At 68.1% G+C, this 23,677-nt stretch carries 25 protein-coding genes; 4 read left to right on the top strand and 21 right to left on the bottom strand.

Annotation, left to right across the window (positions count from 1 at the left end; translation table 11 throughout):
- Nucleotides 1–45 precede the first annotated feature (45 nt).
- A complete protein-coding gene (megL, locus tag FRZ61_RS10250) occupies nucleotides 46–1,251 on the top strand; it encodes a methionine gamma-lyase (protein ID WP_151117211.1) in 1,206 nt (401 codons plus the stop codon).
- A 109-nt stretch (nucleotides 1,252–1,360) separates the two neighbouring features.
- Here megL and FRZ61_RS10245 read toward each other — a convergent pair whose 3' ends face one another.
- The 14 genes from FRZ61_RS10245 to FRZ61_RS10180 form a co-directional block, all read right to left on the bottom strand.
- Nucleotides 1,361–2,464 carry a LysM peptidoglycan-binding domain-containing M23 family metallopeptidase gene (locus FRZ61_RS10245; protein WP_225309202.1) on the bottom strand — a complete coding sequence of 368 codons (1,104 nt, stop codon included), beginning with the start codon at nucleotides 2,462–2,464 and terminating at the stop codon, nucleotides 1,361–1,363.
- 139 nt (nucleotides 2,465–2,603) lie between these two features.
- Entirely contained in the window at nucleotides 2,604–3,323 is a 720-nt protein-coding gene (locus FRZ61_RS10240; RefSeq protein ID WP_151117207.1) for a protein-L-isoaspartate(D-aspartate) O-methyltransferase, read from the bottom strand.
- 100 nt (nucleotides 3,324–3,423) lie between these two features.
- Entirely contained in the window at nucleotides 3,424–4,212 is a 789-nt protein-coding gene (surE, locus tag FRZ61_RS10235) for a 5'/3'-nucleotidase SurE (RefSeq protein ID WP_151117205.1), read from the bottom strand.
- Between the two features lie 19 nt (nucleotides 4,213–4,231).
- Nucleotides 4,232–5,512: a serine--tRNA ligase gene (gene serS, locus FRZ61_RS10230; protein ID WP_151117204.1), complete on the bottom strand. Its 1,281-nt coding sequence runs from the start codon at nucleotides 5,510–5,512 to the stop codon at nucleotides 4,232–4,234.
- 133 nt (nucleotides 5,513–5,645) lie between these two features.
- Complete coding sequence (tatC, locus tag FRZ61_RS10225) at nucleotides 5,646–6,476, bottom strand: twin-arginine translocase subunit TatC (protein ID WP_151117202.1); 831 nt, start codon at nucleotides 6,474–6,476, stop codon at nucleotides 5,646–5,648.
- Nucleotides 6,477–6,479: 3 nt separating this feature from the next.
- The gene (gene tatB, locus FRZ61_RS10220) at nucleotides 6,480–7,025 is read right to left on the bottom strand and encodes a Sec-independent protein translocase protein TatB (protein ID WP_151117201.1); all 546 of its coding nucleotides are present in this window, start codon (nucleotides 7,023–7,025) and stop codon (nucleotides 6,480–6,482) included.
- A gap of 42 nt (nucleotides 7,026–7,067) precedes the next feature.
- A complete protein-coding gene (tatA, locus tag FRZ61_RS10215; protein WP_151117200.1) occupies nucleotides 7,068–7,283 on the bottom strand; it encodes a twin-arginine translocase TatA/TatE family subunit in 216 nt (71 codons plus the stop codon).
- A 316-nt stretch (nucleotides 7,284–7,599) separates the two neighbouring features.
- A complete protein-coding gene (gene scpB / locus FRZ61_RS26925) occupies nucleotides 7,600–8,601 on the bottom strand; it encodes an SMC-Scp complex subunit ScpB (protein ID WP_151117198.1) in 1,002 nt (333 codons plus the stop codon).
- On the bottom strand, nucleotides 8,598–9,404 hold the full coding sequence (locus tag FRZ61_RS10205) for a segregation and condensation protein A (protein ID WP_151117196.1): 807 nt from the start codon (nucleotides 9,402–9,404) through the stop codon (nucleotides 8,598–8,600). The genes scpB and FRZ61_RS10205 overlap by 4 nt, the downstream gene beginning before the upstream one ends.
- 9 nt (nucleotides 9,405–9,413) lie before the next feature.
- Nucleotides 9,414–10,115 carry a site-2 protease family protein gene (locus FRZ61_RS10200; protein ID WP_151117194.1) on the bottom strand — a complete coding sequence of 234 codons (702 nt, stop codon included), beginning with the start codon at nucleotides 10,113–10,115 and terminating at the stop codon, nucleotides 9,414–9,416.
- A 25-nt stretch (nucleotides 10,116–10,140) separates the two neighbouring features.
- Nucleotides 10,141–11,154 (bottom strand): beta-N-acetylhexosaminidase, encoded by a 1,014-nt coding sequence (nagZ, locus tag FRZ61_RS10195; protein ID WP_151117192.1) that lies wholly within the window; start codon nucleotides 11,152–11,154, stop codon nucleotides 10,141–10,143.
- Between the two features lie 52 nt (nucleotides 11,155–11,206).
- Nucleotides 11,207–12,376 (bottom strand): SPOR domain-containing protein, encoded by a 1,170-nt coding sequence (locus FRZ61_RS10190; RefSeq protein ID WP_151117190.1) that lies wholly within the window; start codon nucleotides 12,374–12,376, stop codon nucleotides 11,207–11,209.
- Nucleotides 12,376–14,130, bottom strand: a complete 1,755-nt coding sequence (argS, locus tag FRZ61_RS10185) for an arginine--tRNA ligase (protein WP_151117189.1) — start codon at nucleotides 14,128–14,130, stop codon at nucleotides 12,376–12,378. Before argS ends, FRZ61_RS10190 begins: the two co-directional genes overlap by 1 nt.
- Nucleotides 14,131–15,357: a deoxyguanosinetriphosphate triphosphohydrolase gene (locus FRZ61_RS10180; protein ID WP_151117186.1), complete on the bottom strand. Its 1,227-nt coding sequence runs from the start codon at nucleotides 15,355–15,357 to the stop codon at nucleotides 14,131–14,133.
- 209 nt (nucleotides 15,358–15,566) lie between these two features.
- On the opposite strand from FRZ61_RS10180, the gene erpA reads away from it, so the two are divergent.
- Together erpA and xth are read left to right on the top strand one after the other, a co-directional pair.
- Complete coding sequence (erpA, locus tag FRZ61_RS10175) at nucleotides 15,567–15,908, top strand: iron-sulfur cluster insertion protein ErpA (protein ID WP_407657943.1); 342 nt, start codon at nucleotides 15,567–15,569, stop codon at nucleotides 15,906–15,908.
- Between the two features lie 166 nt (nucleotides 15,909–16,074).
- Nucleotides 16,075–16,884: an exodeoxyribonuclease III gene (gene xth / locus FRZ61_RS10170; protein WP_151117182.1), complete on the top strand. Its 810-nt coding sequence runs from the start codon at nucleotides 16,075–16,077 to the stop codon at nucleotides 16,882–16,884.
- 15 nt (nucleotides 16,885–16,899) lie between these two features.
- On the opposite strand, the gene FRZ61_RS10165 is transcribed toward xth, so the two are convergent.
- Entirely contained in the window at nucleotides 16,900–17,799 is a 900-nt protein-coding gene (locus FRZ61_RS10165; RefSeq protein WP_151117180.1) for a proline iminopeptidase-family hydrolase, read from the bottom strand.
- 259 nt (nucleotides 17,800–18,058) lie between these two features.
- On the opposite strand from FRZ61_RS10165, the gene FRZ61_RS10160 reads away from it, so the two are divergent.
- Nucleotides 18,059–18,562, top strand: coding sequence for an SgcJ/EcaC family oxidoreductase (locus FRZ61_RS10160; protein WP_151117178.1), 504 nt, complete (start codon nucleotides 18,059–18,061; stop codon nucleotides 18,560–18,562).
- Here the strand turns inward: FRZ61_RS10160 and FRZ61_RS10155 are convergent.
- From FRZ61_RS10155 to FRZ61_RS10130, 6 genes are read right to left on the bottom strand one after another with little or no spacing between them, the layout of a single operon-like run.
- Nucleotides 18,559–19,053, bottom strand: a complete 495-nt coding sequence (locus FRZ61_RS10155; protein WP_191909383.1) for an NUDIX hydrolase — start codon at nucleotides 19,051–19,053, stop codon at nucleotides 18,559–18,561. The two genes, FRZ61_RS10160 and FRZ61_RS10155, sit on opposite strands and share 4 nt — an antisense overlap.
- 29 nt (nucleotides 19,054–19,082) lie before the next feature.
- The gene (locus FRZ61_RS10150) at nucleotides 19,083–20,591 is read right to left on the bottom strand and encodes a M81 family metallopeptidase (protein WP_151117175.1); all 1,509 of its coding nucleotides are present in this window, start codon (nucleotides 20,589–20,591) and stop codon (nucleotides 19,083–19,085) included.
- A gap of 19 nt (nucleotides 20,592–20,610) precedes the next feature.
- Nucleotides 20,611–21,255 carry a TPM domain-containing protein gene (locus FRZ61_RS10145; protein WP_151117173.1) on the bottom strand — a complete coding sequence of 215 codons (645 nt, stop codon included), beginning with the start codon at nucleotides 21,253–21,255 and terminating at the stop codon, nucleotides 20,611–20,613.
- Nucleotides 21,256–21,260: 5 nt separating this feature from the next.
- Entirely contained in the window at nucleotides 21,261–22,058 is a 798-nt protein-coding gene (locus FRZ61_RS10140) for a TPM domain-containing protein (RefSeq protein ID WP_151117171.1), read from the bottom strand.
- Nucleotides 22,058–22,729 carry a LemA family protein gene (locus FRZ61_RS10135; RefSeq protein ID WP_151117166.1) on the bottom strand — a complete coding sequence of 224 codons (672 nt, stop codon included), beginning with the start codon at nucleotides 22,727–22,729 and terminating at the stop codon, nucleotides 22,058–22,060. The genes FRZ61_RS10140 and FRZ61_RS10135 overlap by 1 nt, the downstream gene beginning before the upstream one ends.
- A 6-nt stretch (nucleotides 22,730–22,735) precedes the next feature.
- On the bottom strand, nucleotides 22,736–23,629 hold the full coding sequence (locus tag FRZ61_RS10130) for a DMT family transporter (protein ID WP_191909382.1): 894 nt from the start codon (nucleotides 23,627–23,629) through the stop codon (nucleotides 22,736–22,738).
- Between the last annotated feature and the right edge of the window lie 48 nt (nucleotides 23,630–23,677).

Here is a 23,677-nt window from a genome sequence, read left to right as displayed (position 1 = left end):
AACGATCGATTTCGGCTGTCACCCCTTCAGCGAAGGACAGGTTTCATGCGGCAGAACACGCGCAACGCCCCGGCGGGCTTCGCCACCCGGGCGATCCATCTGGGCTACGAGCCCGCAAGCGAGCATGGAGCCCTCACGCCGCCGATCTTCATGACCTCGACCTACGCCTTCGAGAGCGCGGAGGCCGGCGCCGAGCTCTTTCGCGGCGAGCGCGCCGGCTATATCTACGGCCGGAACCGGAACCCGACCCAGGCGCTCCTGGAGGAACGGATCGCCAGCCTGGAAGGCGGCGAAGCCGCGCTTGCCGTGGCATCGGGCATGGGCGCCATCGCCAGCCTTCTCTGGACGCTGCTGTCGGCCGGCGACGAGGTCGTCATCGACCACACGATCTATGGCAGCTCCTTCGCCCTGCTCACCAAGGGTCTGACGCGGTTCGGCATCGCCGTTCATCCGGTGGACATGACGCGGCTGGAGACGCTGGAGGCGGCCCTGACGCCGAAGACCAAGCTGGTGTTCTTCGAGACGCCCGCCAACCCGAACCTGCGTGTCATCGATATCGCCGCGGTCGCCGAGCGGGCGCATGCGGCGGGCGCCCTGGCGGTGGTGGACAGCACCTTCTGCTCGCCGGCCATCCAGCGCCCGCTGCAGTTCGGTGCCGATCTCGTGGTGCATTCCGCCACCAAATATCTCGGCGGGCATGGCGATCTGCTGGGCGGCCTCGTCGTCGGCCCGGCCGAGACGATCAAGCAGATTCGCACCGTCGGCCTGCGCTGGCTGACCGGGGCCACGCTGTCGCCGATCAACGCCTTCCTGATCCTGCGCGGTCTCAAGACGCTTGAGCTGAGGATGGAACGCCACTGCGCCTCGGCCTCGGCGCTGGCGGAGCTGCTGGCCAGTCATCCCGCCGTGGCGCGGGTCTCCTATCCGGGCCTGGCGTCGTTCCCGCAATATGCGCTGGCCAAGCGCCAGATGTCGTTGCCCGGCGGGCTGATCGCGTTCGAGCTCGAGGGCGGCGTGGCAGCGGGCACGGCGCTGATGAACCGCCTCGAGCTCATCACCCGCGCGGTCAGCCTCGGCGATGCGGAGACGCTGATCCAGCATCCCGCCAGCATGACCCATTCGACCTACAGCGCGGAGGAACGGCAGAAGCACGGGATCAGCGACGGGCTGGTGCGGCTGTCGGTCGGGCTGGAGACGCTGGACGACCTGGTGAACGATCTGGCCCAGGCCCTCGACTCCTTGAGAGCTTAAGCTAAGGAGACCGTGCGGGGCGGCTGCCCATCTCCTGACGTCATCGCCGCGAAAGCAGGGATGACGAGTGAGGGGTCGGCGTCCGCCTGTGCTTCGCCCCGAACGAAGCTCACGCCCCGTAGGCGCCCAGCATCACTTTCGGGTCGACCGCCTCGGTGCCCTTGCGCAGCTCGAAATGGAGCTGCGGGGTCGAGACGTTGCCGGTGCTGCCGACGCGCGCGATCACGTCGCCGCGCTTCACCTGCTGGCCCTTCTTGACCAGGAGCGTGTCGTTGTGGGCGTAGGCCGTGACCCAGCCATCGGCATGACGGATCAGGATCAGGTTGCCGAAACCCCGGAGCTGGTTGCCGGCATAGACCACGACGCCGTTCTCGGCGGCATGGACCGGCGTGCCGCGCGGGGCGGCGATGTTGATGCCGTCGTTATGCAGCCCGCCCGAGGTGGCGCCGAAGCCGGAGATGATCTTGCCGTTCACCGGCCACTGGAAGAAACCGCCCGCGCGCGTCGCGGGCTGCGGGATGTTGGCGACCGCATCGGGCTGCGCGGTGGCACTGCTGGCCGAGGGCGTCTGCAGCGGCTTCACCGTGGGCGTGGCCGACGGCATCGGTGCCGGTTGCGGCGCTGTCGACGGAATGGGCGCCGTGCTGGCCGTCGATGAAGCCGAAGGGCTCGCGCTCGAAAGCGGCTGGGAACCCACCGCGCCGGGGCTGGGCGCATCGAGCGGCACCGCTGTCACGGAGGATGACGGCGACGCGATCACGGTCGGCATGGAAGGCGCCTGCTGCACGGCGGCCGGCAGCAGGATCCGCTGGCCGGCCGTGAGCGTGTAGGGCGGCTTGAGCTGGTTGAAGCGGATCAGCTGGCTCTGATCGACGTTGAACTGGTCGGCGATCGAATAGATGCTGTCGCCGGCCTTGGCGATATAGACCTGCTGCTGCGGGATGCGCAGCTTCTGTCCCGTGGCCAGCCGGTAGGGCGGCTTCAGGCCGTTCTCGTCGATCAGCGAGCGGATCGGCACCTTGAAGCGGTTGGCGACGCCATAGACCGTGTCGCCGTTGACCGCGGTGTAGTTGCCGGCAGCATCCATGGTGCCGGGCGCCGGGCCGGCCAGGACCACGCCGCCGTCGCTGGTGGCGGGACGCCCCGACATGTTGCAGGCGGCCAGCGCCAGGGCCGCCGCGACCGCGACGCCCGACGCCAGTTTCCTCGACATGCCGCGGTCGGAGCTGGGTGACATGGATCCTTGCGAGCGCCCGCTGATTCCGGCCGATCCGATCGGATCTTATGGAAAACGGGCCGGGATCATGGGGCCCGATTGTGGCCGAGTCGCGGCAAAAGCCGCGGGGGCATTCTCATGCCAGAGTCCGCCGCCGGGGTCCAGCGCTTGTCCCCGCCTCGTCCGTCGCCGCACCGCGCCCGTTCGACGCTTCGACCGCGCCGGGCAGCAGGGGAACGAAGCGAACCTCGCCCAGCGCCTCCTCGGTCCATTCGTCGCCGTGGCGGCGATAGCGCATCAGGAGCTGATCGCCGCGCTCCGACCCGATCGGCGCCACCAGAATGCCACCGTCCTTGAGCTGGCGCAGCAGCGCCTCCGGCAGCAGCGCCGCGGCCGCCGTCACCATGATGCGATCGAAATCGGTCTGCTCCGGCCAGCCGAGATTGCCGTCGCCGAAACGGCAATGGATGTTGGTGAGGCGCAGATCGCGAAAGCGCTGCTCGGCCTCCGCGATCAGGACCTTGTGGCGCTCGATGCTGTAGACGCGCCGCGCCAGGCGCGACAGCACCGCCGCCTGGTAGCCGGATCCGGTGCCGATCTCGAGCACCTTGTGGCTGGACTTGACCTCCAGCGCCTGGGTCATCAGCGCCACCACCTGCGGCTGGCTGATGGTCTGGCCCTCGCCGATCGGCAGCGTGCGTTCCTCATAGGCCTGGTCGAGGAACGGCTTCGGCACGAAGGCCTCGCGCGGAATCCGCTCGAGCGCTCCCAGCACGCGCGTGTCGGTGATGCCCGCGCGGCGCAGGCTCATGATGAGCCTGATCTTGCGCGTCGCAAGACCGCTTCCCTCCTTCATGCACCGCCCCGCATCCCGCTCCCCCGGCCGCCTCCCGCGGAGGCCGCCCGCTTTTCTCCGACCGCGCCGCCCGCTTCCCCCGCGCGGCCCGATCGCGCCATCAGTCCAGCAGCCCCTTGAGCCGCTCCAGCGTCGTCATGTGCGTCAGATCCAGGTGCAACGGCGTCACCGCGATCGCGCCATGGCGCGTCACATCGAGATCCGTGCCTTTGCCGACGGAATCGTCGTTGGTGAAATCGCCGATCCAGAGATAGGGCCGGCCCGCCGGATCGGTGATCGGCACCACCTCGATCGCCGAGATGCGGCGCCCCTGCCGCGCGGCGCGGATGCCTTTCACCTCGCCCGCGGGCACGGTCGGGAAATTGACGTTCATCAGCACGCCCTTGGGCCAGTCGAACTTCACCAGCCGGCGGATGACGTCGGGCGCATGCTTCTCGGCGGTGCCCCAGGGCACGGTCTGCCCGATGCGGAGCTGGCTCAGCGCGATCGACGGGATATCGAGCAGCGTCGCCTCCATCGCCGCCGCGATGGTGCCCGAATAGGTGACATCCTCGCCGAGATTGGCGCCGCGATTGACGCCCGACAGCACGAGGTCGGGGCGTTTGCCGTCGATGAGCCGGTTGACCGCGAGCAGCACGCAGTCGGTGGGCGTGCCGTCGACGGCAAAGCGGCGATCCGCGATCTTGCGCACCTGGAGCGGCCGGCGCAGCGTCAGCGAATGGCCGGCGCCGCTCTGCTCGATCTCGGGCGCCACCACCCAGACATCGTCCGAGAGCGACTGCGCCACGTTCAGCAGTACCGCGAGGCCGGGCGCATTGATGCCGTCGTCGTTGGTGACGAGGATGCGCGCCTTGGAGAGATCGATCCCGGGCCGGGCCCGCGATCGCATGGTCGACCTGGAACCGGACTTAGCCATGGCGCGTGATGCTCTCCGCGCCGTTCATGTAGGGCCGCAAGGCATCGGGCAGGCGCACGGAACCGTCCTTCTCCTGATAGTTCTCGATGATCGCCACCATGGTGCGACCGATGGCGAGGCCGGAACCGTTGAGGGTATGGACGAAGCGTGTCCCTTTCTTGTCGCCGGTGGGACGATAGCGTCCCTTCATCCGGCGGGCCTGGAAGTCGCCGCAGTCGGAGCAGCTCGAGATCTCGCGATAAGCCCCCTGCCCCGGCAGCCAGACCTCGATGTCGTAGGTCTTGCGCGAGGAGAATCCCATATCGCCGCTGCAGAGCAGCATCACGCGGTAAGGCAGCTTCAGGCGCTTCAGCACTTCCTCCGCGCAGGCCGTCATGCGCTCATGCTCGGCCTCGGAACGATCGGGGTGCGCGATCGAGACCAGCTCGACCTTGGAGAACTGGTGCTGGCGGATCATGCCGCGCGTGTCCTTGCCGGCAGCGCCCGCCTCGGAACGGAAGCAGGGCGAATAGGCGGTGAAGCGCAGCGGCAGCGCCGCCTCCTCCAGGATCGCGTCGGCGGCGATGTTGGTGAGCGGCACCTCGGCGGTCGGGATCAGCCAGCGGCCGTCGGTGGTGCGGAACAGGTCCTCGGCGAATTTCGGCAGCTGGCCGGTGCCATAGACGCTTTCGTCGCGCACGAGATAGGGCGGCACCGCCTCGGTATAGCCGAACTCGCCGGTGTGGAGATCGAGCATGAAGCTCGCGAGCGCGCGCTCCAGCCGCGCCAGCTGCCCCTTGAGCAGCACGAACCGCGCGCCCGCGATCTTGGCGGCGGTCTCGAAATCCATCAGGCCCAGCGCCTCGCCGACCTCGAAATGCTGCTTGGGCGCGAAGTCGAAATTGCGCTGATCGCCCCAGCGCCGCACTTCCTTGTTGCCGTGCTCGTCGCGGCCTTCGGGCACGTCGGAAGCGGGCAGGTTCGGGATCTCGGCCAGGACGCGGTCGAGCGCCGCATCGGCCTCGGCCGCCTGGGCCTCGGCCGCGGTCATCTCGTCCTTGAGGCGCGCGACCTCGGCCATGAGCGCGGTCGCATCCTCGCCCTTGGATTTGGCCCGGCCCACCTGCCCCGACAGCTCGTTGCGTCGGGCCTGCAGCTCGTTCAGCCGCTGCTGCGCCGCGCGGCGCCCGGCATCGAGCGCCAGAAGCTCGACCGAGCGCGCCGGCAGGCCGCGACGCGCCAGCGCGCGATCGAAGGCCGCCGGATCGTCGCGGATCGTTCGGATATCATGCATCGCTAATCAGGCCCGCCAGGTCGACTCGGGGAAGAGTGCCACCGCACCCCAGGCTCGCCTGTATAAGCCCTGGCAGGACCAGCGACAACAAGGGCGAGGAATGCTGCCGGAAAAACGAATCCCGGCAATGGGTTCAGCTGGTGGTGACGTCGGTCGAGGCCGCCAGTTCCTTCTCGAGGGCGGCTTCCCGGGCGAGCTTCTGCTTCTCCACGACCTTGGCGGCCAGCACCGAGATCTCATAGAGCAGCAGCAGCGGGATCGCGAGACTGATCTGGCTGACCGGATCGGGCGGGGTGATGACCGCCGCCACGATGAAGACGCCGACGATGGCGTATTTCCGCTTGGCGGCAAGGCCCGCGGCCGTGGTGAGGCCGGCGCGCACCAGCAGGGTCAGCACCACGGGCAACTGGAAGCAGAGGCCGAAGGCGAAGACCAGCTTCATGACGAGCGCGATGTAATCGCCGACCCGCGCCTCGAGCTGGACCGGCAGCGATTCCGGCCCGCCCGCCGATTGGAAGCCCAGGAAGAACTTCCAGGCCACCGGCAGCATCACGTAGTAGAGTACGGCGGCACCGGCGACGAAGAGGATCGGGGTGGCGATCAGGAAGGGCAGGAACGCGCCCTTCTCGTGCTTGTAGAGGCCGGGCGCGACGAACTTCCAGATCTGGACCGCGAACATCGGGAAGGAGATGCAGGCGGCGCCGAAGAAGGCGCATTTGACCTGGGTGAAGAAGGCCTCGGTCAGGTTGGTATAGATGAACTTCCGGCCGGTCTCCTGCAGCAGGATGTTGGCCAGGGGCTGCGCCAGGAAATCGAAGATCTGCTTCGAGATGAACCAGCAACCGATGAAGGCGATGAAGAGCGTGACGACGGACCAGAGCAGGCGCCGGCGCAGCTCGATCAGGTGATCGAGCAGCGGCATCGTCTTCGCATCAGCGGCGTCGTCGGTCTTCTTGTCGGCCATCGCTCAGGCGGTCTTTTGCAGGCTGTCGCTCGGACTGGCGGAGCTTGCGGGCTCGGCCGCATCGGCCGGACGCGGCTGCGGCATCGGCACCGTGGCCGCGTCGGGCGCCGCGAGCGTCACCGGCTCGGGCTTGGTCTCGACCGGCATCGGTACGGTCGCGCCGTCCGGCGCCGTGAGCGCCGCGAGTTCGGGCTTGGATTCGGATGAAACGCTCTGTGCCGGCGGCGGCGGCTCGACGACGGCCTTGGCCTCCCGCTCGATCTCCTTCGGATCGAGAGCCTTCTTGACCTCGCCCTCAGGATCGACCGTCTTCTCGATCGCGCGACCGATCCCGCCGGTCTGGACGTCGGTGACGAGCTTGCGGGCTTCCTCGAGCTCGGCTTCCTTGACCAGCTGATCGACGCTGCTCTGGAACTCCCGCGCGAGCTTGCGCGCGGTCTTCATCCACTTCGCACCCGTGCGGAGCGCGTTGGGCAGTTCCTTAGGACCGAAGACGAGCAACGCCACGAGGGCGATGACCGCCATTTCCGACCAGCCGATATCGAACATGATGAGCCTCCCCGGCCGCGCCTGGGCGCGAGGCCGGTGGAATTAGCCGGCGGCCTTGTCCTTGGGCGCGGAGGCGTCGGCGTTCTCGATCGCCGGACCGCTCTCGCCGTCCTTCTTCTCTTCCTTCAGGCCCTTCTTGAAGGCCGTGATGCCCTGGCCCATGTCGCGCATCAGCTTCGGAATCTTGCCGCCGCCCCCGAACAGGACCAGGACGACCGCCAGAACGATCAGCCAATGCCAAATGCTCAATCCACCCATAACTCTCCAACTCCTTTGACGTGGTGCGCCGCGTCCAAGGGGCGGACTATCGCAGAAAGCCCCCGCCGCCGCAACGCAGCCCTTGACGGTCAGTAAGATGTGGGGGTTTCCCGAAAAAATACAAAGCTTTCGGCCGCGATATTGCAGGCCGCCCGCAGGGGCCGAAACCACCCCGAAATCCCTGTAAAAGCGGCCCGCGCCGGGCGCTATCGACGGGCGCTTGGACGGGGCCGGAAAGGTGTTAACGCCTCCGCCCCGCCTCCCGCCGAAACGGAGCCCGCGCCCGCCTCAGGTCAGGGGACGGGGGAGCGGCCGGTCAGGCCGCCGGCTCGGTGCGGCGTTGGCGGCCCGGCCGGTCTTCGTCCTCGCCGTCCTCATCCTCGCCATTGCCGCCGGCATCCTCGTCCTCGAGGTCATCCTCCTCGTCGGAAGTCTCCTCGTCATCCTCGTCGGCGTCTTCGTCCTCATCTTCCTCGACATCATCCTCATCGGAATCGTCGTCGGAATCCCCCTCGTCATCCTCTTCGTCTTCGTCGGTCTCTTCGTCGTCATCGAGGTCGTCACCGCCGCTGTCCTCGTCGAGGTCTTCGTCGGGCTCGTCCTCCTCGGAGGCTTCCTCCCCGACCTCGCCCTCCTCGTCGCCGGCTTCGCCTTCGCCGGGCAGCTCGAAGGGATCGGCGCCGTTGGCGGTCGCCTCCTCGCTCTCCTCGTCGTCCGCGCTGTCGATGTCGACGCCCCCGCCCTGCATCGCCGCCATCACACCGGCCCCCAGGGTGGAGATGGCGGGACGTGCATCGAGCAGGCCCGCGGCCTTGAGCTCCTCCACGCCGGGCAGCGCCTCGAGGCTCTCGAGCCCGAAATGCTCCAGGAACGCGTCGGTCGTGACCCAGGTGACGGGGCGGCCCGGCGTCTGGCGCCGGCCCTTCGGCTTGATCCAGCCCACTTCCAGGAGCTTGTCGAGCGTGCCTTGCGACAGGGCCACGCCGCGGATCTCCTCGATCTCGGCACGGGTGACGGGCTGGTGATAGGAGACGATCGCGAGCGTCTCGATCGCGGCGCGCGAGAGCTTGCGCGTCACCGTGGTCTCGATGGCCAGCCGGTCGGCCAGGTCGGACGAGGTGCGGAAGCACCAGCGATCCTCGTGATGCACGAGGTTGACGCCGCGATTGGCGTAGAGCGCCTGCAGCTCCTGCAGCAGCTCGTCGACATTGGCGCCCTCGGGCAGGCGCTTGCCCAACGCCGCCGCCGGCAGCGGCTCGGCCGCGGCGAACAGCATCGCCTCGAGCAGACGGATCAGCTGGAAACGGTCTTCGCTCATGGTGTTTCACTCTGTTGCGCAGGCGCCCGCAGATAGATCGGTCCGAACGCGCCGTCCTGACGCAGCTCGACGCGGCCGGAGCGGGTCAGCTCCAGCGTGGCGGCGAAGGTCGCCGCCAGGGCCGAACGGCGACGGATCGGGCTGGCGTTGGGGCCGATATCGTCGGGGAGGAAGGCCTGCAGGGTCTGCCAGTTCGGCAGCATGCGGCCGAGCATGGTGCTGAAGCGCCGCAGCGCGTCATCCATCGAATAGAGATCGGTGGGCAGGATGCGCAGATGTCCCGCCTGCTTCGACTGGACATGGCTGGCGTAGGCGCGCAGCAGGTCGTAGAGCTTGGTGTCGTAGACGGACTTCTCGAGGATCTTGATCGGCTCGGGCGCGCCGCGCCGGAAGAACTCCCGCCCGAGCTGAGCCAGGCTCATCAGCTTCTGCCCGGAATCCTGCATGGACTGCAGGCGCTGCAGCTGGAAAGCGAGTGCCGCCGCCATCTCGGCACCCGAGGGCTCGGCATCGCCCGGCGGCTCGGGCAGCAGCAGGCGCGACTTGAGATAGGCGAGCCAGGCCGCCATCACGAGATAGTCGGCGGCGATCTCCAGGCGCAGCTGACGCGCGCGCTGGATATAGGCGAGATACTGGTCGGCGAGCTCGAGAATCGAGAGCCGCTTCAGATCGACCTTCTGCTCGCGCGCCAGCGACAGCAGCATGTCGATCGGTCCTTCGTAACCCTCGAGATCGAGCCGGAATTCGGCGTCGCTGCCGGGCTCGGGACGATCTTCTTCGAAGGACGGTTGAAGGTCGGTCATGCCGATCTTCTAGTGCAAACCCGCCGCCATGGCGACGAGATTCCAGAGCCACTCGACGACCACGAAAATGAACCGAGACACGAATGCAAGATCGACCCCGATCTGCCTGCCGACATAGGGCAAAACCACGATCAGCAGCAGGATGATCAGGATCCCGAAGCGCTCGGTGCCGGCGAGTCGCGCGGCGAGCGGCCGCGGCAGAAGCGCCACGGCGACTCGCCCGCCATCCAGCGGCGGCACGGGCAGCATGTTGAAAACCGCCAGCCACAGATTGAGCAGCATCGAGGCGCCCAGCACATTGCCGGCCCACTCGCTCATGCTCGCCGGCAGGAAGGGGATGACATGTCCCAGCAAGGCCGAGATGAAGGCCAGCAGCAGGTTGGTCGCCGGCCCCGCGGCCGCCACGGCCACGATGCCGGGGCGCAGCGGCTTCAGCCGGCCGAAATTGACCGGCACGGGCTTGGCCGAGCCGAAGGCGAATTGCCCATGCGTCGCCAGCAGCAGCATCGCCGGCAGGATGATCGTGCCGAACGGATCGACATGGCGCAGGGGGGTGAGGCTGAGGCGCCCCATACGCTTGGCGGTGTCGTCGCCGAAGCGATAGGCCACGAAGCCGTGCGCGGCCTCGTGCAGGGTGATCGCCGTGAGAAAGGGAATCGTCCAGATCGAGACCTGGAAGAGGAAGTCCTGAATGTTGAAACCGCCACCCATCAGCGCGGGCCCCGCCGGTTGGATGTCACGCGAGGCCCCGCATCAGCGCGTCGAGCCGGGCCTCGCTGGCGGCCGCGATCGCGATCCCCGATTGCTGCATCTCACGGCCGCGCCGGAAGCGCCGTTCCGCCTCGGCGGTGATCCCGCCGGCGGCGGCGGCGACGCGGGTCATCTCCTCCATCACGCCGTTGCAGTGCAGAACGATGTCGCAGCCCGCGGCCAGCGCCTGGCGCGCCAGATCGCCGAGGTCGCCCTTGAGCGCCTTCATCGACAGATCGTCGCAAAGCAGCAGCCCGTCGAAGCCGATATGGCCGCGGATGATCTCGGCGATGACCTTGGGCGACAAGGTCGCCGGCCGGTCGGGATCGATCGCGGCAAAGACCAGATGGGCCGTCATCGCCCAAGGCATGTCGGCCAGGAGCCGGAACGCCTCGAAATCCGTCGCCTCGAGCTCGGGTCGCGGCGTGCGCACCACGGGCAATTCATGATGGCTGTCGACGAAGGCGCGGCCATGGCCGGGGATATGCTTGATGACCGGCAGCACGCCCGCGGCGAGGAATCCCTCGCAGGCGGCACGGCCCAGCTCCGCGACGCGCTCGGGCCGCCCGCCGAAGGAACGGTCGCCGATCACGTCATGGGCGCCCGGCAGGCGCAGATCGAGCACCGGGGCGCAATCGACATCGATGCCGAGCGACGCCAGCTCGCGCGCGATCAGGTGGCTGTTGATACGGACCGCCTCGACCGCCGCGTCGCGATGGCGCTCGGCCAGCCGCCCGAACCGCTCCGCCGGCGGCGCCGCGCGCCATTGCGGCGGCTTCAGCCGCGCAACGCGGCCGCCCTCCTGGTCGATCAGCACGGGCGCATCCTCGCGCCCGACCGACGCCCTGAGATCGCCCACCAGCGCACGGATCTGATCGGGCGTCTCGCAATTGCGGGCGAAGAGGATGAAGCCCAGCGGGTTGACGCGCTGGAAGAAGGCGCGCTCCGCCTCGCCGAGCCGCGGGCCGGCGCAGCCGAAGATCGTCGGCGACAAGGTCATGCGGCAACGACCCCCCTGCGAAGGATCATCGAGGCCGCCGGTTGCGGATCGCTCACGGGCGCACGACGAGGCAGGCCTGGCCGCGCTGATCGAGCTTGCCGCAGAGCTTCTCGGCCGCCTGCCGGTCCGGCAGCGGCCCGCCCTGGACGCGGTAGAACACGCCCTGGGCACCGAGATCGATCTTCATGATCGTCGCGGAGAGATTGCCCAGCAGATCCGGATATTTCTTCTGCATCGCGGTCCAGGCCGCGGTGGCGGCGTCCTGGGACTGCAGCGCCACGAGCTGGATGCGATAGCTGCCGGCGGTCGCGGTCTGGGTCGTCAGCGGCTTGGGCAGCTCGGCCTGCACCGGCTGCTCCGTGACCGGCTGCGCGGTCGAAGCCGTGCTGCCGGTGCTCGAGGTCGACGACGATGTGCTGCTACCCGACGGCACCGTGGACGGCGCCGGCACGCTTGGCACATCGACGGCGGCGCTGCTGCCGGTGCTGCTGGTCGCGGGTGCCGTCGTCGTGGAGGCCGTGGCTGCCGGGGCCGTGCTCGTCGCGCTTTCGGTCGAGGACGAGGTCAGCGGCACCTCGACGGAGGGCGCCGCGGGCGCGGCCGTGCCATCGCTGGCGGCCGTCCCGTCACCGGCCGTGGCGGCGGCGGGCGGGGGCGGCGTCATCGGCTCCTCGGGCGGCGGCAGAAGCTGCTCCGTCGTCGTTTGCGACTTGTCGGTCTGGTTGAGCATGGCGGAATCCATGCCCTGGACCTGAAGGCCGCCCTCGTTGGTGGGCTTCACCTTCTCCGGCCCCTCCGGGGCCTCGACCAGGGGGGCCGAATCCTGCACGCCCTTGCCATGCATCTCGATGGCCAGATAGAGGAACAGCGAGATCAGGATCACGACCGGGACGCCGACCACGGGCAACAGGAACATCAGCCAGTTGCGGTGCTTCTCGAGCCGCGAATCCACCTTGGGCTTCGGGCGCGGCGGATGGTGATCTTCGCCGTCGCGCTGGAAATGCACGGGCGCCGGCGGGATCTCGCCGACCGGCTCGTCATCCTGCAGGCTGTCGCGCCGGGGCGCCGCCCGCTCGGAGCCGGGGCCCATGCCGCCCAGCCCCAGGGTCGGCTCGATCCGGGGATCGGCGCCGCCGGAGGGCTGCCGCTGGCTGCGCCGCGCCAGCGCCGACGAGATCTGGGCCTGAAGATCGATTTCGTTCTGCGACGGTTCGGCTGCCATCAGCGCATCTCCTCGACCGGCTTCACGCCGAATATCCCGAGCCCGGAGGCGATCACGAAGGTGAGCGCCTTGACCATGGCGAGACGCGCCACGGTCACATCGCGGTCGCCCGGGATCAGGAAACGCAAGCTGGCTTCGTCCTTGCCCTTGTTCCAGAGGCCGTGGAAGGCCGCCGCCAGATCATACAAGTAAAATGCGACCCGGTGCGGCTCATGCGCCTCGGCGGCGCTTTCCACGAGTCGCGGCCAGCCTGCCATCAGCTTGATCAAACCCAGCTCCGCGGAGTCGGTCAAGCGCGCGGCGGGCGCCCGCGCCAGGGCCTCCGGTGACAAATCGATGTCCCCCATCTCCTCCGCCGCATGGCGCAGCACCGAAGAGGCGCGCGCATGGGCATACTGGACATAGAAAACCGGGTTGTCGCGCGACTGCTCCAGCACCTTCTCAAGATCGAAATCGAGCGGCATGTCGTTCTTGCGCGTCAGCATGATGAAGCGCACCACGTCGCGCCCGACCTCGTCCACCACCTCGCGCAGCGTGACGAAGGTCCCGGCCCGCTTCGACATCTTCACCGGCTGGCCGCCGCGCAGGAGCTTCACGAGCTGGCAGATCTTCACGTCGAGCGCGCCCTTGCCGCCGGTGATCGCCGTCACCGCCGCCTGCATGCGCTTGACATAGCCGCCATGGTCGGCGCCCCAGATGTCGATCATGGCGGGGAAGCCGCGCATGAACTTGTCGTAGTGATAGGCGATATCGTTGGCGAAATAGGTCCAGCTGCCGTCAGACTTCTGCAGCGGCCGATCGACATCGTCGCCGAACTGCGTCGCGCGGAACAGCGTCTGCGGCCGCGGCTCCCAGTCGTCGGGCGTCTTGCCCTTGGGCGGCTCCAGCACGCCCACATAGATGAGGTCGCGGGCCTTGAGGGTGTCGACCGCCTTCTGCACCGCGCCCGCCTCGACCAGCTTGCGCTCCGAGGAGAACACCTCCTGCTCGATGCCGAGCGCCTTCAGGTCGTCCCGGATGAGATCCATCATCGAGGCGATGGCGAAGGCGCGGATCGGCGCCAGCCATTCGCTCTCGGGCTTGCCGATCCATTTCCGCCCGTCGCGCTTCGCCAGCGCGGCGCCGGTGTCCTTGAGATAAGCGCCCGGGTAGAGCCCCTCGGGGATCGCGTCGATCGTCTCGCCCAGCGCCTCGCGGTAGCGCAGATAGGTCGAGCGCGCGAGCACATCGACCTGGGCGCCCGCGTCGTTGATGTAGTATTCGCGCGTGACCTTGTGGCCCGACTTGGCCAGGAGCGAGGCCAGCGCGTCGCCGATCACGGCGCCGCGCGCATGGGCGATATGGAGCGGCCCCGTGGGGTTGGCCGAGACATACTCGACATTGACCGAGGCCCCCGCTCCCATCGCCGAGCTGCCATAGTCCGTGCCGGCCTTCAGGATGTCGGCGAGCCGCGCCTGCCAGAAGCCGTCGCGCAGACGCAGATTGATGAAGCCGGGGCCGGCGACGGTCGCCTCCTCCACCTCAGGATGACGCTCGATCCGGGCGACCAGCTCGCGCGCGAGCTCAACCGGCTTGAGGCCGGCGTTCTTCGCCAGGACCATCGCCGCGTTGGTGGCCAGATCGCCATGCTGCGCCTCGCGCGGCGGCTCGACGTTCACGCGCGCATAATCCAGGCCTTCCTTGAGGAAACCCTCGGCCACCAGCCCGTTCAGGGCCTTCACGATCTCGTCGCGGATATATTGATGCGGATTCATCTATTCACTGCTTCTGCCGAAAAACCGCTCATGTTCCTGGAGGGCGTAACGATCGGTCATGCCCGCGATGTAGTCGGCCACGACGCGCGCCGCCTTGTCCTGGCGCACACCGTCGCACTGGGCCGCCCATTCCGCCGGGAGCCGCGCCGGGTCGCCGAAATAATGCCCGAACAGCTCGAGCACCACGCGGCGCGCCCTCTCGGTCATGCGGGTGACCCGATCATGGCGGTACATATGCTCGAAAAGGAAGGCTTTTAGCGTCACGTCATGGCCGCTCATCTCGTCCGAGAAGGCGACCATGGGCCGCCCCAGCCGGCGCAAGGCTTCGACCGAAGCGGGCTTCGCCTCGGCCAGCCGATGCTCGGTCTCGCGGATGAGGTCGCTCACCATGAGATCGATCAGGCGCCGGATCGATTCATGGACCAGCCGGCCATGCTCGATCCCGGGATAACGTTCCTGGACCTCCGTGAAAACGGGGCCCACCAGCGGCAGTTCCGACAATGCCGCGACGGGGAACAGGCCCGCCCGCAACCCATCATCGATATCGTGGGTGTTGTAGGCGATGTCGTCGGCGAGCGCCGCCACCTGCGCCTCGGGTCCGGGCCAGCCATCGAGCTCCAGGTCCTGCGACTGGGCCGAATATTCGGCGATGGTCTGCGGCACGGGCCGCGCGCGCGCCTTGGCGCTGGCCCCCGGCCCCACCAGCGGCCCGTTATGCTTGACCACGCCTTCGAGGCATTCCCAGGTCAGATTGAGGCCGTCGAACTCGGCATAATGCCGCTCGAGGCGCGTGAGGATGCGGAAGGTCTGCGCGTTGTGGTCGAAGCCGCCATAGGGCGCCATCGCCGCATCGAGCGCCTCTTCGCCGGCATGACCGAAGGGCGTGTGCCCCAGATCGTGGGCCAGCGCCACCGCCTCGGCCAAATCCTCGTCGAGGCCCAGATAGCGGCTGACGCTGCGCGCGATCTGCGCGACCTCGATGCTGTGGGTGAGCCGCGTGCGGTAGTAATCGCCCTCGTGATAGACGAAGACCTGGGTCTTGTGCTTCAGGCGCCGGAAGGCGGTCGAATGGATGATACGGTCGCGGTCGCGCTGGAAGGGCGAGCGGGTCGGGCTGCCGGGCTCCGGCATCAGCCGGCCACGGCTTTGGGCGGCCTGGGTGGCATAAGGCTGAAGCGCATAGGGCAAGGTCTGCCGCGGCGCCAAAGGGCTGGATTCGGCCGGCATGGCGCGGGGGACACTAGCCGTTCGGGGGTCTCCCTGGCAACGATCCTGGCTGCCCCGATTTTGCCTTTTTCCTTGAGATGCCAAGGACCTGAGGCCAATAACCTAGTGCAGACGTTTGACAAATGCCGCTTCCTCCCTAAATTCAGGGCACGGGAAGACCCGGTCCGTGACCCGGCCGGGCATCGAGGAGCCGCCTTTTCATGACCCATATGCCGAGCCCCGACCGCATCGTGAACCTGACGCCGAGCGCCGCGCGGCGCGTGGCGCAGCTTCGGACGAGCGAAGGCAACGAGAAGCTGATGCTGCGGCTCTCGATCTCGGGCGGCGGTTGCGCCGGCTTCCAGTACGGCTTCTCGCTCGACGACAACCTGCTCGACGACGACGCCGTGTTCGAGCGCGACGGGGTGAAGCTCGTCATCGACGGCACCTCGCTCGACCTCCTGGCCGGGGCCGAGGTCGATTTCGTCGAGGATCTGGGCGGCGCCTATTTCAAGGTCGCCAACCCGAACGCCTCCTCCTCCTGCGGCTGCGGCAGCTCCTTCTCCGTCTGAAGCCCCAACCTGTCATCGCCGGACTTGATCCGGCGATCCCGGGCAGCAAGGCAATTCAGCCAGGCCTGGTCCCCGGATACCCGCATCAAGCGCGGGCATGACAGAACCTGTAGGGGCGCGGCGCGTCCATAATCGATATGATCGCGGGCGAAAGGAATCGCCCCTCATGATCCGCATCGCCACCTGGAACGTGAACTCGATCAAGGCGCATCTCGCCTCGACGCTCGCCTGGGCGAAATCCGAGAAGCCCGATGTCCTGCTGCTGCAGGAGATCAAGTGCCTCGATGACGGCTTCCCGCGGATGGAGTTCGGCGACCTCGGATACAATGTCGAGACCGTCGGGCAGAAGACCTATAACGGCGTCGCCATCCTCTCCCGCCATCCGATGACGGTCGAGCTCAGGGCCCTGCCCGGCGCCGCCAAGGAAGACGAGCCGGCGCGCTATATCGAAGCGCTGGTCGAGGTGCCGGGCGAAAGCAAGAAGGCGAAGCGCCAGGTGGTGCGCGTCGCCTCGATCTACCTACCCAACGGCAATCCGTCGGGCACCGAGAAATTCGCCTACAAGCTCGCCTGGATGGGGCGGCTCATCGCCCATGCCCGTGACCTTCTCAAGAACGAGGAAGTGCTGGTGCTGGGCGGCGACTACAACGTCTGTCCCACCGACGGCGACGTGTACGATCCCGAGGGCTGGCGCGACGACGCGCTCTGCCGGCCGGAATCACGCGCGAAATATCGCGAGCTGCTCTATCTGGGCTATACCGACGCCATCGCGTCCCGCCATCCCGAGCCCGGCAACTATACCTACTGGGACTACCAGGCCGGCGCCTGGACCAAGGATCACGGCCTCAGGATCGACCACCTCGCCCTCTCGCCCCAGGCCGTCGACCGCCTCGCCGATTGCGGCATCGACAAGCGCCCGCGCGGCAAGGAGAAGCCGTCAGACCATGTGCCGGTCTGGTGCGATTTGGAGATCTAGCGCGGTCGACCGCGACTAGCGGTCATGCTGGTCGAGGAAATCGCCCACGACCTTCATGCATTTCTCGGTCTCTTCGACATGCGGCATGTGGCTCGAATGCTCGAAGATCACCCACCGCGCCTGCTTGATCTTGTCCTTGAAAGGCCGCACCACCGCGGGCGTCGCTTCGTCGTGGCGTCCCGAGAGCAGCAGCACCGGCGCCGTGATGCGGTCGAGCCGGTCGATGATGCTCCAGTCCTTGAGCGTGCCCACCACATGGAACTCGCTGGGGCCGTTCATGGTGAAATAGACGGTCGGATCGGCCTCGATCTGCGCGAAGCTCTGGGTGACCTCGTCGGGCATGGGCTTCACCCGGCAGACGTGGCGCTCATAGAAGACCATCATCACCGCCATATATTCCGGCGAGGTGGTGGTGCCGGCCTTCTCATGCGCGAGCAGCGTCGCCTGGATCTCGGGCGGCAGCGCCTCGCGCAGCTTGTTGGCCTCCTCGACCCACAGCTTCATCGAGGGCGGCGAGTCCGCGATCACGATCGAGCGCATGCCCCTGGGCTGCCGGACCGCGTGCTCCGATCCCAGCATGCCGCCCCAGGACTGGCCGACCAGGTGATAGGAGCCGGCGATACCCAGATGCGCCAGCAGGTTGTCGAGCTCGTCGAGGAAGAGCTGGACCGTCCAGAAATCGGCACCCTTCTCCGGCAGGTGGGTGGAGAGCCCGCAGCCGAGCTGATCGTAATGCACCACCGCGCGGCCGCGCTCCGCCAGGAGCTTGAAGCTGTCGGTATAGTTATGGGCGGCGCCGGGGCCGCCATGGAGGATGACGACCGGCGGCTTGCCGCCCTCGAGGTCGCCGGTCACCCGGTACCAGGTCTCATGCCCGCGGAATCCCGCGCGGCCCTCGCGAACCGGAATCGTCATGCTTCTCCCCGCCCTCCGACGCCACTCGTGCCTGGAATCCATTCCGATGTCATCCTGACGGTCATGCTCCCTGATCGCCGGCAAGGGGTCAATCGGCCGGGGACGCACCGCGAACAGCGGCGGCGCTCCCGGTTCGGGCCGGTTCTTGGACGAATGGTGACAATCTTGAGTCCAAGCGGACCCTTCATTGATCTTTGCCGGAACGGGGCGATAGGGTGCTCCAGCGCCGCGAAGGCAGAGCTTGCGCCTTGGGGGGACCATGGAAAGCGCCATCCTGCTGCAGTCGCCCGAGAAGATGGTTCTGGGGCTCTATGAAGCGCTGCTCGAGTGCTGGAACCGGCGCGACGCGCGCGGCATGGCCGACCTCTTCGCCATCGAGGGCAACCTGATCGGGTTCGACGGCAGCGCCGTCAACGGGCGCACGCAGATCGTGGACCATCTCGAGCCGATCTTCCGCGATCATCCGACGCCGCGCTTCGTCGCCAAGCTGCGCGAGATCCGTCCTCTCGCGCCCAAGGTGGTCCTCTTGCGCGCCGTCGCCGGCATGGTGACGCCCGGCAGCGACGACATCAATCCGGCGCTCAACGCGATCCAGTCGCTCGTGGCCGTGCGCCGCGACCATAGCTGGCAGGTCCAGCTCTTTCAGAACACGCCGGCTGCCTTCCATGGCCGGCTGGCGGAAGCCGAGGCCCTGGCGGAGGAGCTGCGCGAGGTCGCGCGGCGCCACGGCGAGAACAGTTCGCCGGCTTCGGCCGTCGCCTAGAGTTCGATCGCCATCATGGCGTCCGGGATTTGGCCCCGGACGATCGGCTGTATCAGCGTCGGCAGCAGCGGCGGGAGGATCACCTCGGTCGTCGTCAGCAGCGCCGCCACCGGCCACCAGCGCATCGCCCGGATCGCGTGCCGTTCTTCGTCCGACCAGCCCAGATCGGAGAGTCGCGTCTCCTCGGTGCGAACGAGAAGGAAGGTCTCGCGGAACAGCATCGCCCGCCCCTTCCAGCGCACCGGCTGCTCGCCATACCAGACCGCAGGCCCGATGGAGGCGCCCGTCAAGCCGGTCTCCTCGACCAGCTCGCGCCGGGCGGCGGCGGCCACATCCTCGCCCGGCTCGATGCCGCCGCCCAGCGTCACCCAGAAGGGCGGCCGGAGGTCGGGGCGCTTCGGATCCGACAGGGTGTTGTCCTGGACCTGCATCAGGAGCAGCCGCTCTTCCCGATCGAGGATCAGCAGCCGCACCGTGTCGCGAATCTCCAAGGGCAAGCCTCCCCGCGAAAGACCGGCGATCAGGGCCTCGCGCCGCCGAAGGAAGGCCCCAGCGGCATGAGGCGAAGGCCCGGGCGCAGATGCTTGTAGGGCAGTTGCAGATGGTCGGCCAGGTTGGGTCCCGGCGAGACGACCACCAGGATCTCCTCCGCGATCGCCTGGAAGTCGGCGCGGAAATGCACCGAGCTCTTGAGCGCGAGGATCTTCTGGCGCTCGGGCTCGATCCCGACATGGCGGAACATGGAGCGGTCGGCCGCCTGCTGCTTGCGGCTCGACACCACCACGCGCACCCCCTCATGCTCGAGCAGGGCCATCGGCCCCAGCTGCATGCGCGATCCGAGATAGAACGGCCCCGTGGCCGTGAAGCTGCCGCTGCCCAACCGCTCCACGGTGAAGCGGCCGTGATAGGGCGTCAGGCCGGGCAGTCCCGATTTGTTGCCGAGACCGATCTCGATGGTCCTGCCTTCGCCGGCTTCATGGGCGCGCGCGGCGCTCTCGGGATCGCAGACCAGCCCGACCACGGCGCCCTTGGCATGGGCCCGCACCAGCGCCGCGAAGACGCCCATCGTGTCCGAGTTGGTGCCGGCGCCCGGATTGTCCTGCGTGTCGGCAAGGATCACGGGCTTGGCGGAACGGGCCTCCCGCACCATGGCCTCGGCGACGGCCTCGTCCGGTTTCCAGAGGCGGCCGGCGAAAGCGGGTTCGCTCTTCTCGACCAGCGCCTCGAGCAGATCGGCCGCCCGGTCGGCCGCGGCCTGGCTGGTGGCCTGGGCGATGACGGCGGGGCCGCATTCGCGGATATCCGCCGGCGGGAACCCGGCGGCGAAGGACATCGAGAGCATGCCCGGCTCGCGCTCGAGCTCCTCGAGCCGACGGTAGATCGAGGACGCCGGCTCGATCAGGGTGCATTGCCAGGTGAGCGGGATCAGGAACGGCGTCTTGCGCATCGCGCGATAGCAGGGCGTGCCCTGGACCAACCGGTCCAGGAGCCGCGCCGCGCGGGCGCCCGTCTCCGCCATGTCGACATGCGGATAGGTGCGGAAGGCCACCAGCGCCGAGGCATGGCGGGTCATGCTCTCGGTCACATTGGCATGGAGATCGAGCCCGACCACGATCGGCAGCGTCTCGCCCACGAGCGCGCGGATGCGCCGGAGCAGCTCGCCCTCCCCGTCCTCCAGATGCTCGGCCACCATGGCGCCATGGAGGTCGAGATAGAGGCCGTCGAGCGGCATCGCGCTGCCGATGTCCGCCAGCAGCATCGCCGCGATGCGCTCATAGGCGTCGCGCTCGACATGAGCGAGCGGCGTCGCCGAGCACCAGGTCAGCGGCACCAGCTCATGCCCCAGCGCCTGCGTGGCCTCGACGAAACCGGCCGCCGGCAGGTTGATGCCTTTCACCGCCTCGATCAGCGCCGCACCCCGCACCAGCGCCGGCCAGCCGTCGGCCATGGCGAAATGCTCGAACCGCGCCTTGGTGGGCGCGAAGGTGTTGGTCTCGTGGACGAAGCCGCCGATCGCGAGGCGCGCCATCAGGTCCCTCCTCCGCTCTTCATCCCGGCAGCTCGATCAGCACATCGGGGAACCGATTGGGGTTGTCCGGGTCCGCGGGCATCTGGCGGACAAGCTGGTTGCCCAGGATCTCGATCGCCGCCAGATAGCCCTCGGCGATGCGGCCCTGTTTGACGGGTTCCGCGAAGGCCGCCACCGCCTTGCTCCAGATGCCGACGGAGACCCGTTCATGGATGCCCCGGTCGGCGATCACCTCGACATAGCGCTCCGCCATCGAGACGAACAGCAGGATGCCGCCGCGCTCGGGCGTATCGGCCAGGCCCAGATTGACGAACTGCTCGCGGGCCAGCCGCTCCGCATGCAGCCGCTGCAGCGAATCCGGCACCAGCGCCATCAGCGCCGGCCGCCAGCGAAGCAGCAGCAGAAGCAGCAGGAAGGCGGCGATCTGGATCACGTAGAGCGACAGGAAATTCGCCGTCACATCGAGCGCCCACAGCACCGGCGCGATGGTGAAGGCGCCGGCCGCGGCATAAAGCAGCGAGATGAAGAGATAATGGTCCGACTGCGCCGCCACCACCGTGACCAGCTCGCCGCTGGTGCGCGCTTCCACCTCGCGGATCGCCCGCTCGATGCGGTCGCGATCGGCCTGGCTCAGGAGCGGCGTCGAGGGCGTCCGAAAGATCATGTCCGTCACCAGCGCCCCGACGAGCCGCCGCCGCCGAAGGAACCGCCGCCCCCGGAAAAGCCGCCCGAAGAACCGAAGGAACTGGAGCGGGAGGAACCGCCGCCGGAGCTCCAGCCCGAACTCCCGATCATGCCGCGGCCCCTGTTGCGCTGGGCCCGCCGGATCAGCATCACGATGGCGAACCAGAGCAGCACGAAGACCAGGGGCACGATCCAGGGCGGAAACGGGATCTCCGCCGCCGCCGGCGCCGCGAGCGGCTGCGGCTCGGAGGTCTCGGCCCATTTGTCCGGCGTGTAATCGCCATTGAGCGCCGTCAGGATGCTGTTGGTGCCGGCGATGATCCCCTGATCCATATGGCCGGCGCGGAAGGCCGGCAGGATGTCGGTCTGGATGATGCTGGAGCAGATCGCGTCGGTCAGCACTCCCTCGAGCCCGTAGCCGACCTCGATGCGGACCGCGCGCTCGTTGGGTGCCACGATGAGCAGCGCGCCGTTGTTCTTGCCGATCTGGCCGATGCCCCAATGCCGGCCCAGCCCGACGCCATACTCCTCGATCTCCAGCCCCTGGAGCGAATTGACCGTCACCACCACGAGCTGGGTGCTGCTGGCGGATTCGAGCTGCGCCAGCTTGGCGTCGAGGTCGGCGCGCTGCGGCCCGGACAGAAGCCCGGCTTCATCGACCACGCGACCGGTCAGGACCGGCCAATTGGGCTCAGCCTGAGCCCGGCCCGCGGCGAGAGCGACCGCCAGGAGCAGCGCCAGCCAGAGGCCGCACCAGACGGGGCGGACGGTATTCAGGCGCATCAACCGCCCGATCCGCTGCCGGACGAGCCGGTCGTGCCGGTGCCGAAATCCACCTTGGGCGCGTTGATCACGTCGGCCGCGACGGTGAAGCTCTCCATCGGCTGCGCGTCGGGATAGAGCAGCGCCTTCCACCAGCGGCCCGGGATGGTCTTGAGCTCGGTGTTATAGACCCGGACCGCCTCGATATAGTCGCGGCGCGCCACGGAGATCCGGTTCTCCGTGCCCTCGAGCTGCGATTGCAGCGCCAGGAAGTTCTGGTTGGCCTTGAGATCGGGATATTGCTCGACCACCACCAGCAGCCGCGACAAGGCGCCGGTGAGGGCCGCCTGGTTGTCCTGGAAGGCCTTGAAGGCCTCGGGATTGGTGAGGACATCCGCCGGGAGCTGGGTCTGCGCCACCTTGCTGCGCGCCTCGACGATCGCCTGCAGGGTCTCGCTCTCATGGGCGGCATAGGCCTTGACCGTCTCGACCAGGTTCGGCACCAGGTCGGCGCGGCGCTGGTACTGGTTCAGCACCTGGCTCCAGGCGGCCTTGGCCTGCTCCTCATAGGTCGGGATCGCATTGACGCCGCAAGCCGTCAGCAGAAACAGCGGCAGCAGGGCCGCCAGGCCCAGCCATGAACGCCATCGGACGCGCCGCGTCCCGGGTCGGTGCTCGAGGAATTCGGTCATCGGGAATCAGCCTCCTGAAGGCCGCAATCTGGCCCGCCGGGCCTCGCCTTGCAAGGTCCAGAACCCATGCAGCAGGATCGCGGCGACGATCACCGAGCCGCCCATCAAGGTCGCCTCGCCCGGCACCTCGCCGGCGCCGATCCAGGCGAAGAGCGGCGCGAAGATCAGGGTGAGCCGGGTCGTCAGCGCCGCCTCGGCCGCCGGCAGATGCCGCACGCCCATCGTCACCAGCACGTATTGGAAGCCGAGCTGGAAGATCCCGAGCGCCGCGCAGACGGCGAGATCGTGCAGCGAGATCGCAAAATCCTCGATCCAGGGCGCCGCCATGGCCGCGGTCATGAAGGCGGCGACGATGAAGGAAGGCAGCATGTCGATCGCGCGGGCCCGGCGGATCAGCACATACATCGCCGCCGTCGTCAGCGAGGAGCCCAGCGCCAGCCCGTCGCCCAGCAGATTGCCGCCGGTCAGGTCGTCCGACGTCATCATGGTGACGCCGACCAGCGCCAGCAGGATCGCCATCCAGGTGGCGGCCGAGACGCGCTCGCGCAGCGCGAACCAGCCGAGCAAGGCGGTCAGGAGCGGCGTCAGCCCGTTGAGGAAGGTGGTGCGGGCGACGGTCGTGTAGAACAGCCCGAAGATGAAGCAAATGGTCGAGATCGAGAAGACCAGCGCGCAGAGCAGGCCGTTGGCATTGACGCTGCGCATCGCCTCGATCATCCGTCCCCGGCGGGTCACGGCGACCCAGACGATGAGCGTCAGCGCGAAGAAGAGCGCCCGGTAGAAGATCGCGCGCCATGGCGCCGGCTCGTCGAACCAGCGCAGCAGCATGCCGGCGGTGGCGGTGAAGCCGGTCGCCGTCGCCAGCAGCAGGAAGCCCAGGGAACGGTTCTGCTCCGGCATGTCCGTCCCAGGGGTTTCCTCGATCGCCCGCCCGAGCTCCGGGCGGGG

This window comes from Hypericibacter adhaerens (assembly GCF_008728835.1).
In the GTDB taxonomy this organism is placed as follows: Bacteria; Pseudomonadota; Alphaproteobacteria; order Dongiales; family Dongiaceae; genus Hypericibacter; species Hypericibacter adhaerens.
Note: the sequence above shows the minus strand (reverse complement) of the source record. Positions and strands in the feature narration are given on the sequence as shown.

Coding starts and splice junctions, on each gene's coding strand:
- megL (WP_151117211.1), top strand. CDS start 46: ATGCGGCAGAACACGCGCAACGCCCCGGCGGGCTTCGCCACCCGGGCG.
- FRZ61_RS10245 (WP_225309202.1), bottom strand. CDS start 2,464: ATGTCGAGGAAACTGGCGTCGGGCGTCGCGGTCGCGGCGGCCCTGGCG.
- FRZ61_RS10240 (WP_151117207.1), bottom strand. CDS start 3,323: ATGAAGGAGGGAAGCGGTCTTGCGACGCGCAAGATCAGGCTCATCATG.
- surE (WP_151117205.1), bottom strand. CDS start 4,212: ATGCGATCGCGGGCCCGGCCCGGGATCGATCTCTCCAAGGCGCGCATC.
- serS (WP_151117204.1), bottom strand. CDS start 5,512: ATGCATGATATCCGAACGATCCGCGACGATCCGGCGGCCTTCGATCGC.
- tatC (WP_151117202.1), bottom strand. CDS start 6,476: ATGGCCGACAAGAAGACCGACGACGCCGCTGATGCGAAGACGATGCCG.
- tatB (WP_151117201.1), bottom strand. CDS start 7,025: ATGTTCGATATCGGCTGGTCGGAAATGGCGGTCATCGCCCTCGTGGCG.
- tatA (WP_151117200.1), bottom strand. CDS start 7,283: ATGGGTGGATTGAGCATTTGGCATTGGCTGATCGTTCTGGCGGTCGTC.
- scpB (WP_151117198.1), bottom strand. CDS start 8,601: ATGAGCGAAGACCGTTTCCAGCTGATCCGTCTGCTCGAGGCGATGCTG.
- FRZ61_RS10205 (WP_151117196.1), bottom strand. CDS start 9,404: ATGACCGACCTTCAACCGTCCTTCGAAGAAGATCGTCCCGAGCCCGGC.
- FRZ61_RS10200 (WP_151117194.1), bottom strand. CDS start 10,115: ATGGGTGGCGGTTTCAACATTCAGGACTTCCTCTTCCAGGTCTCGATC.
- nagZ (WP_151117192.1), bottom strand. CDS start 11,154: ATGACCTTGTCGCCGACGATCTTCGGCTGCGCCGGCCCGCGGCTCGGC.
- FRZ61_RS10190 (WP_151117190.1), bottom strand. CDS start 12,376: ATGGCAGCCGAACCGTCGCAGAACGAAATCGATCTTCAGGCCCAGATC.
- argS (WP_151117189.1), bottom strand. CDS start 14,130: ATGAATCCGCATCAATATATCCGCGACGAGATCGTGAAGGCCCTGAAC.
- FRZ61_RS10180 (WP_151117186.1), bottom strand. CDS start 15,357: ATGCCGGCCGAATCCAGCCCTTTGGCGCCGCGGCAGACCTTGCCCTAT.
- erpA (WP_407657943.1), top strand. CDS start 15,567: ATGCCGAGCCCCGACCGCATCGTGAACCTGACGCCGAGCGCCGCGCGG.
- xth (WP_151117182.1), top strand. CDS start 16,075: ATGATCCGCATCGCCACCTGGAACGTGAACTCGATCAAGGCGCATCTC.
- FRZ61_RS10165 (WP_151117180.1), bottom strand. CDS start 17,799: ATGACGATTCCGGTTCGCGAGGGCCGCGCGGGATTCCGCGGGCATGAG.
- FRZ61_RS10160 (WP_151117178.1), top strand. CDS start 18,059: ATGGAAAGCGCCATCCTGCTGCAGTCGCCCGAGAAGATGGTTCTGGGG.
- FRZ61_RS10150 (WP_151117175.1), bottom strand. CDS start 20,591: ATGGCGCGCCTCGCGATCGGCGGCTTCGTCCACGAGACCAACACCTTC.
- FRZ61_RS10145 (WP_151117173.1), bottom strand. CDS start 21,255: ATGATCTTTCGGACGCCCTCGACGCCGCTCCTGAGCCAGGCCGATCGC.
- FRZ61_RS10140 (WP_151117171.1), bottom strand. CDS start 22,058: ATGCGCCTGAATACCGTCCGCCCCGTCTGGTGCGGCCTCTGGCTGGCG.
- FRZ61_RS10135 (WP_151117166.1), bottom strand. CDS start 22,729: ATGACCGAATTCCTCGAGCACCGACCCGGGACGCGGCGCGTCCGATGG.
- FRZ61_RS10130 (WP_191909382.1), bottom strand. CDS start 23,629: ATGCCGGAGCAGAACCGTTCCCTGGGCTTCCTGCTGCTGGCGACGGCG.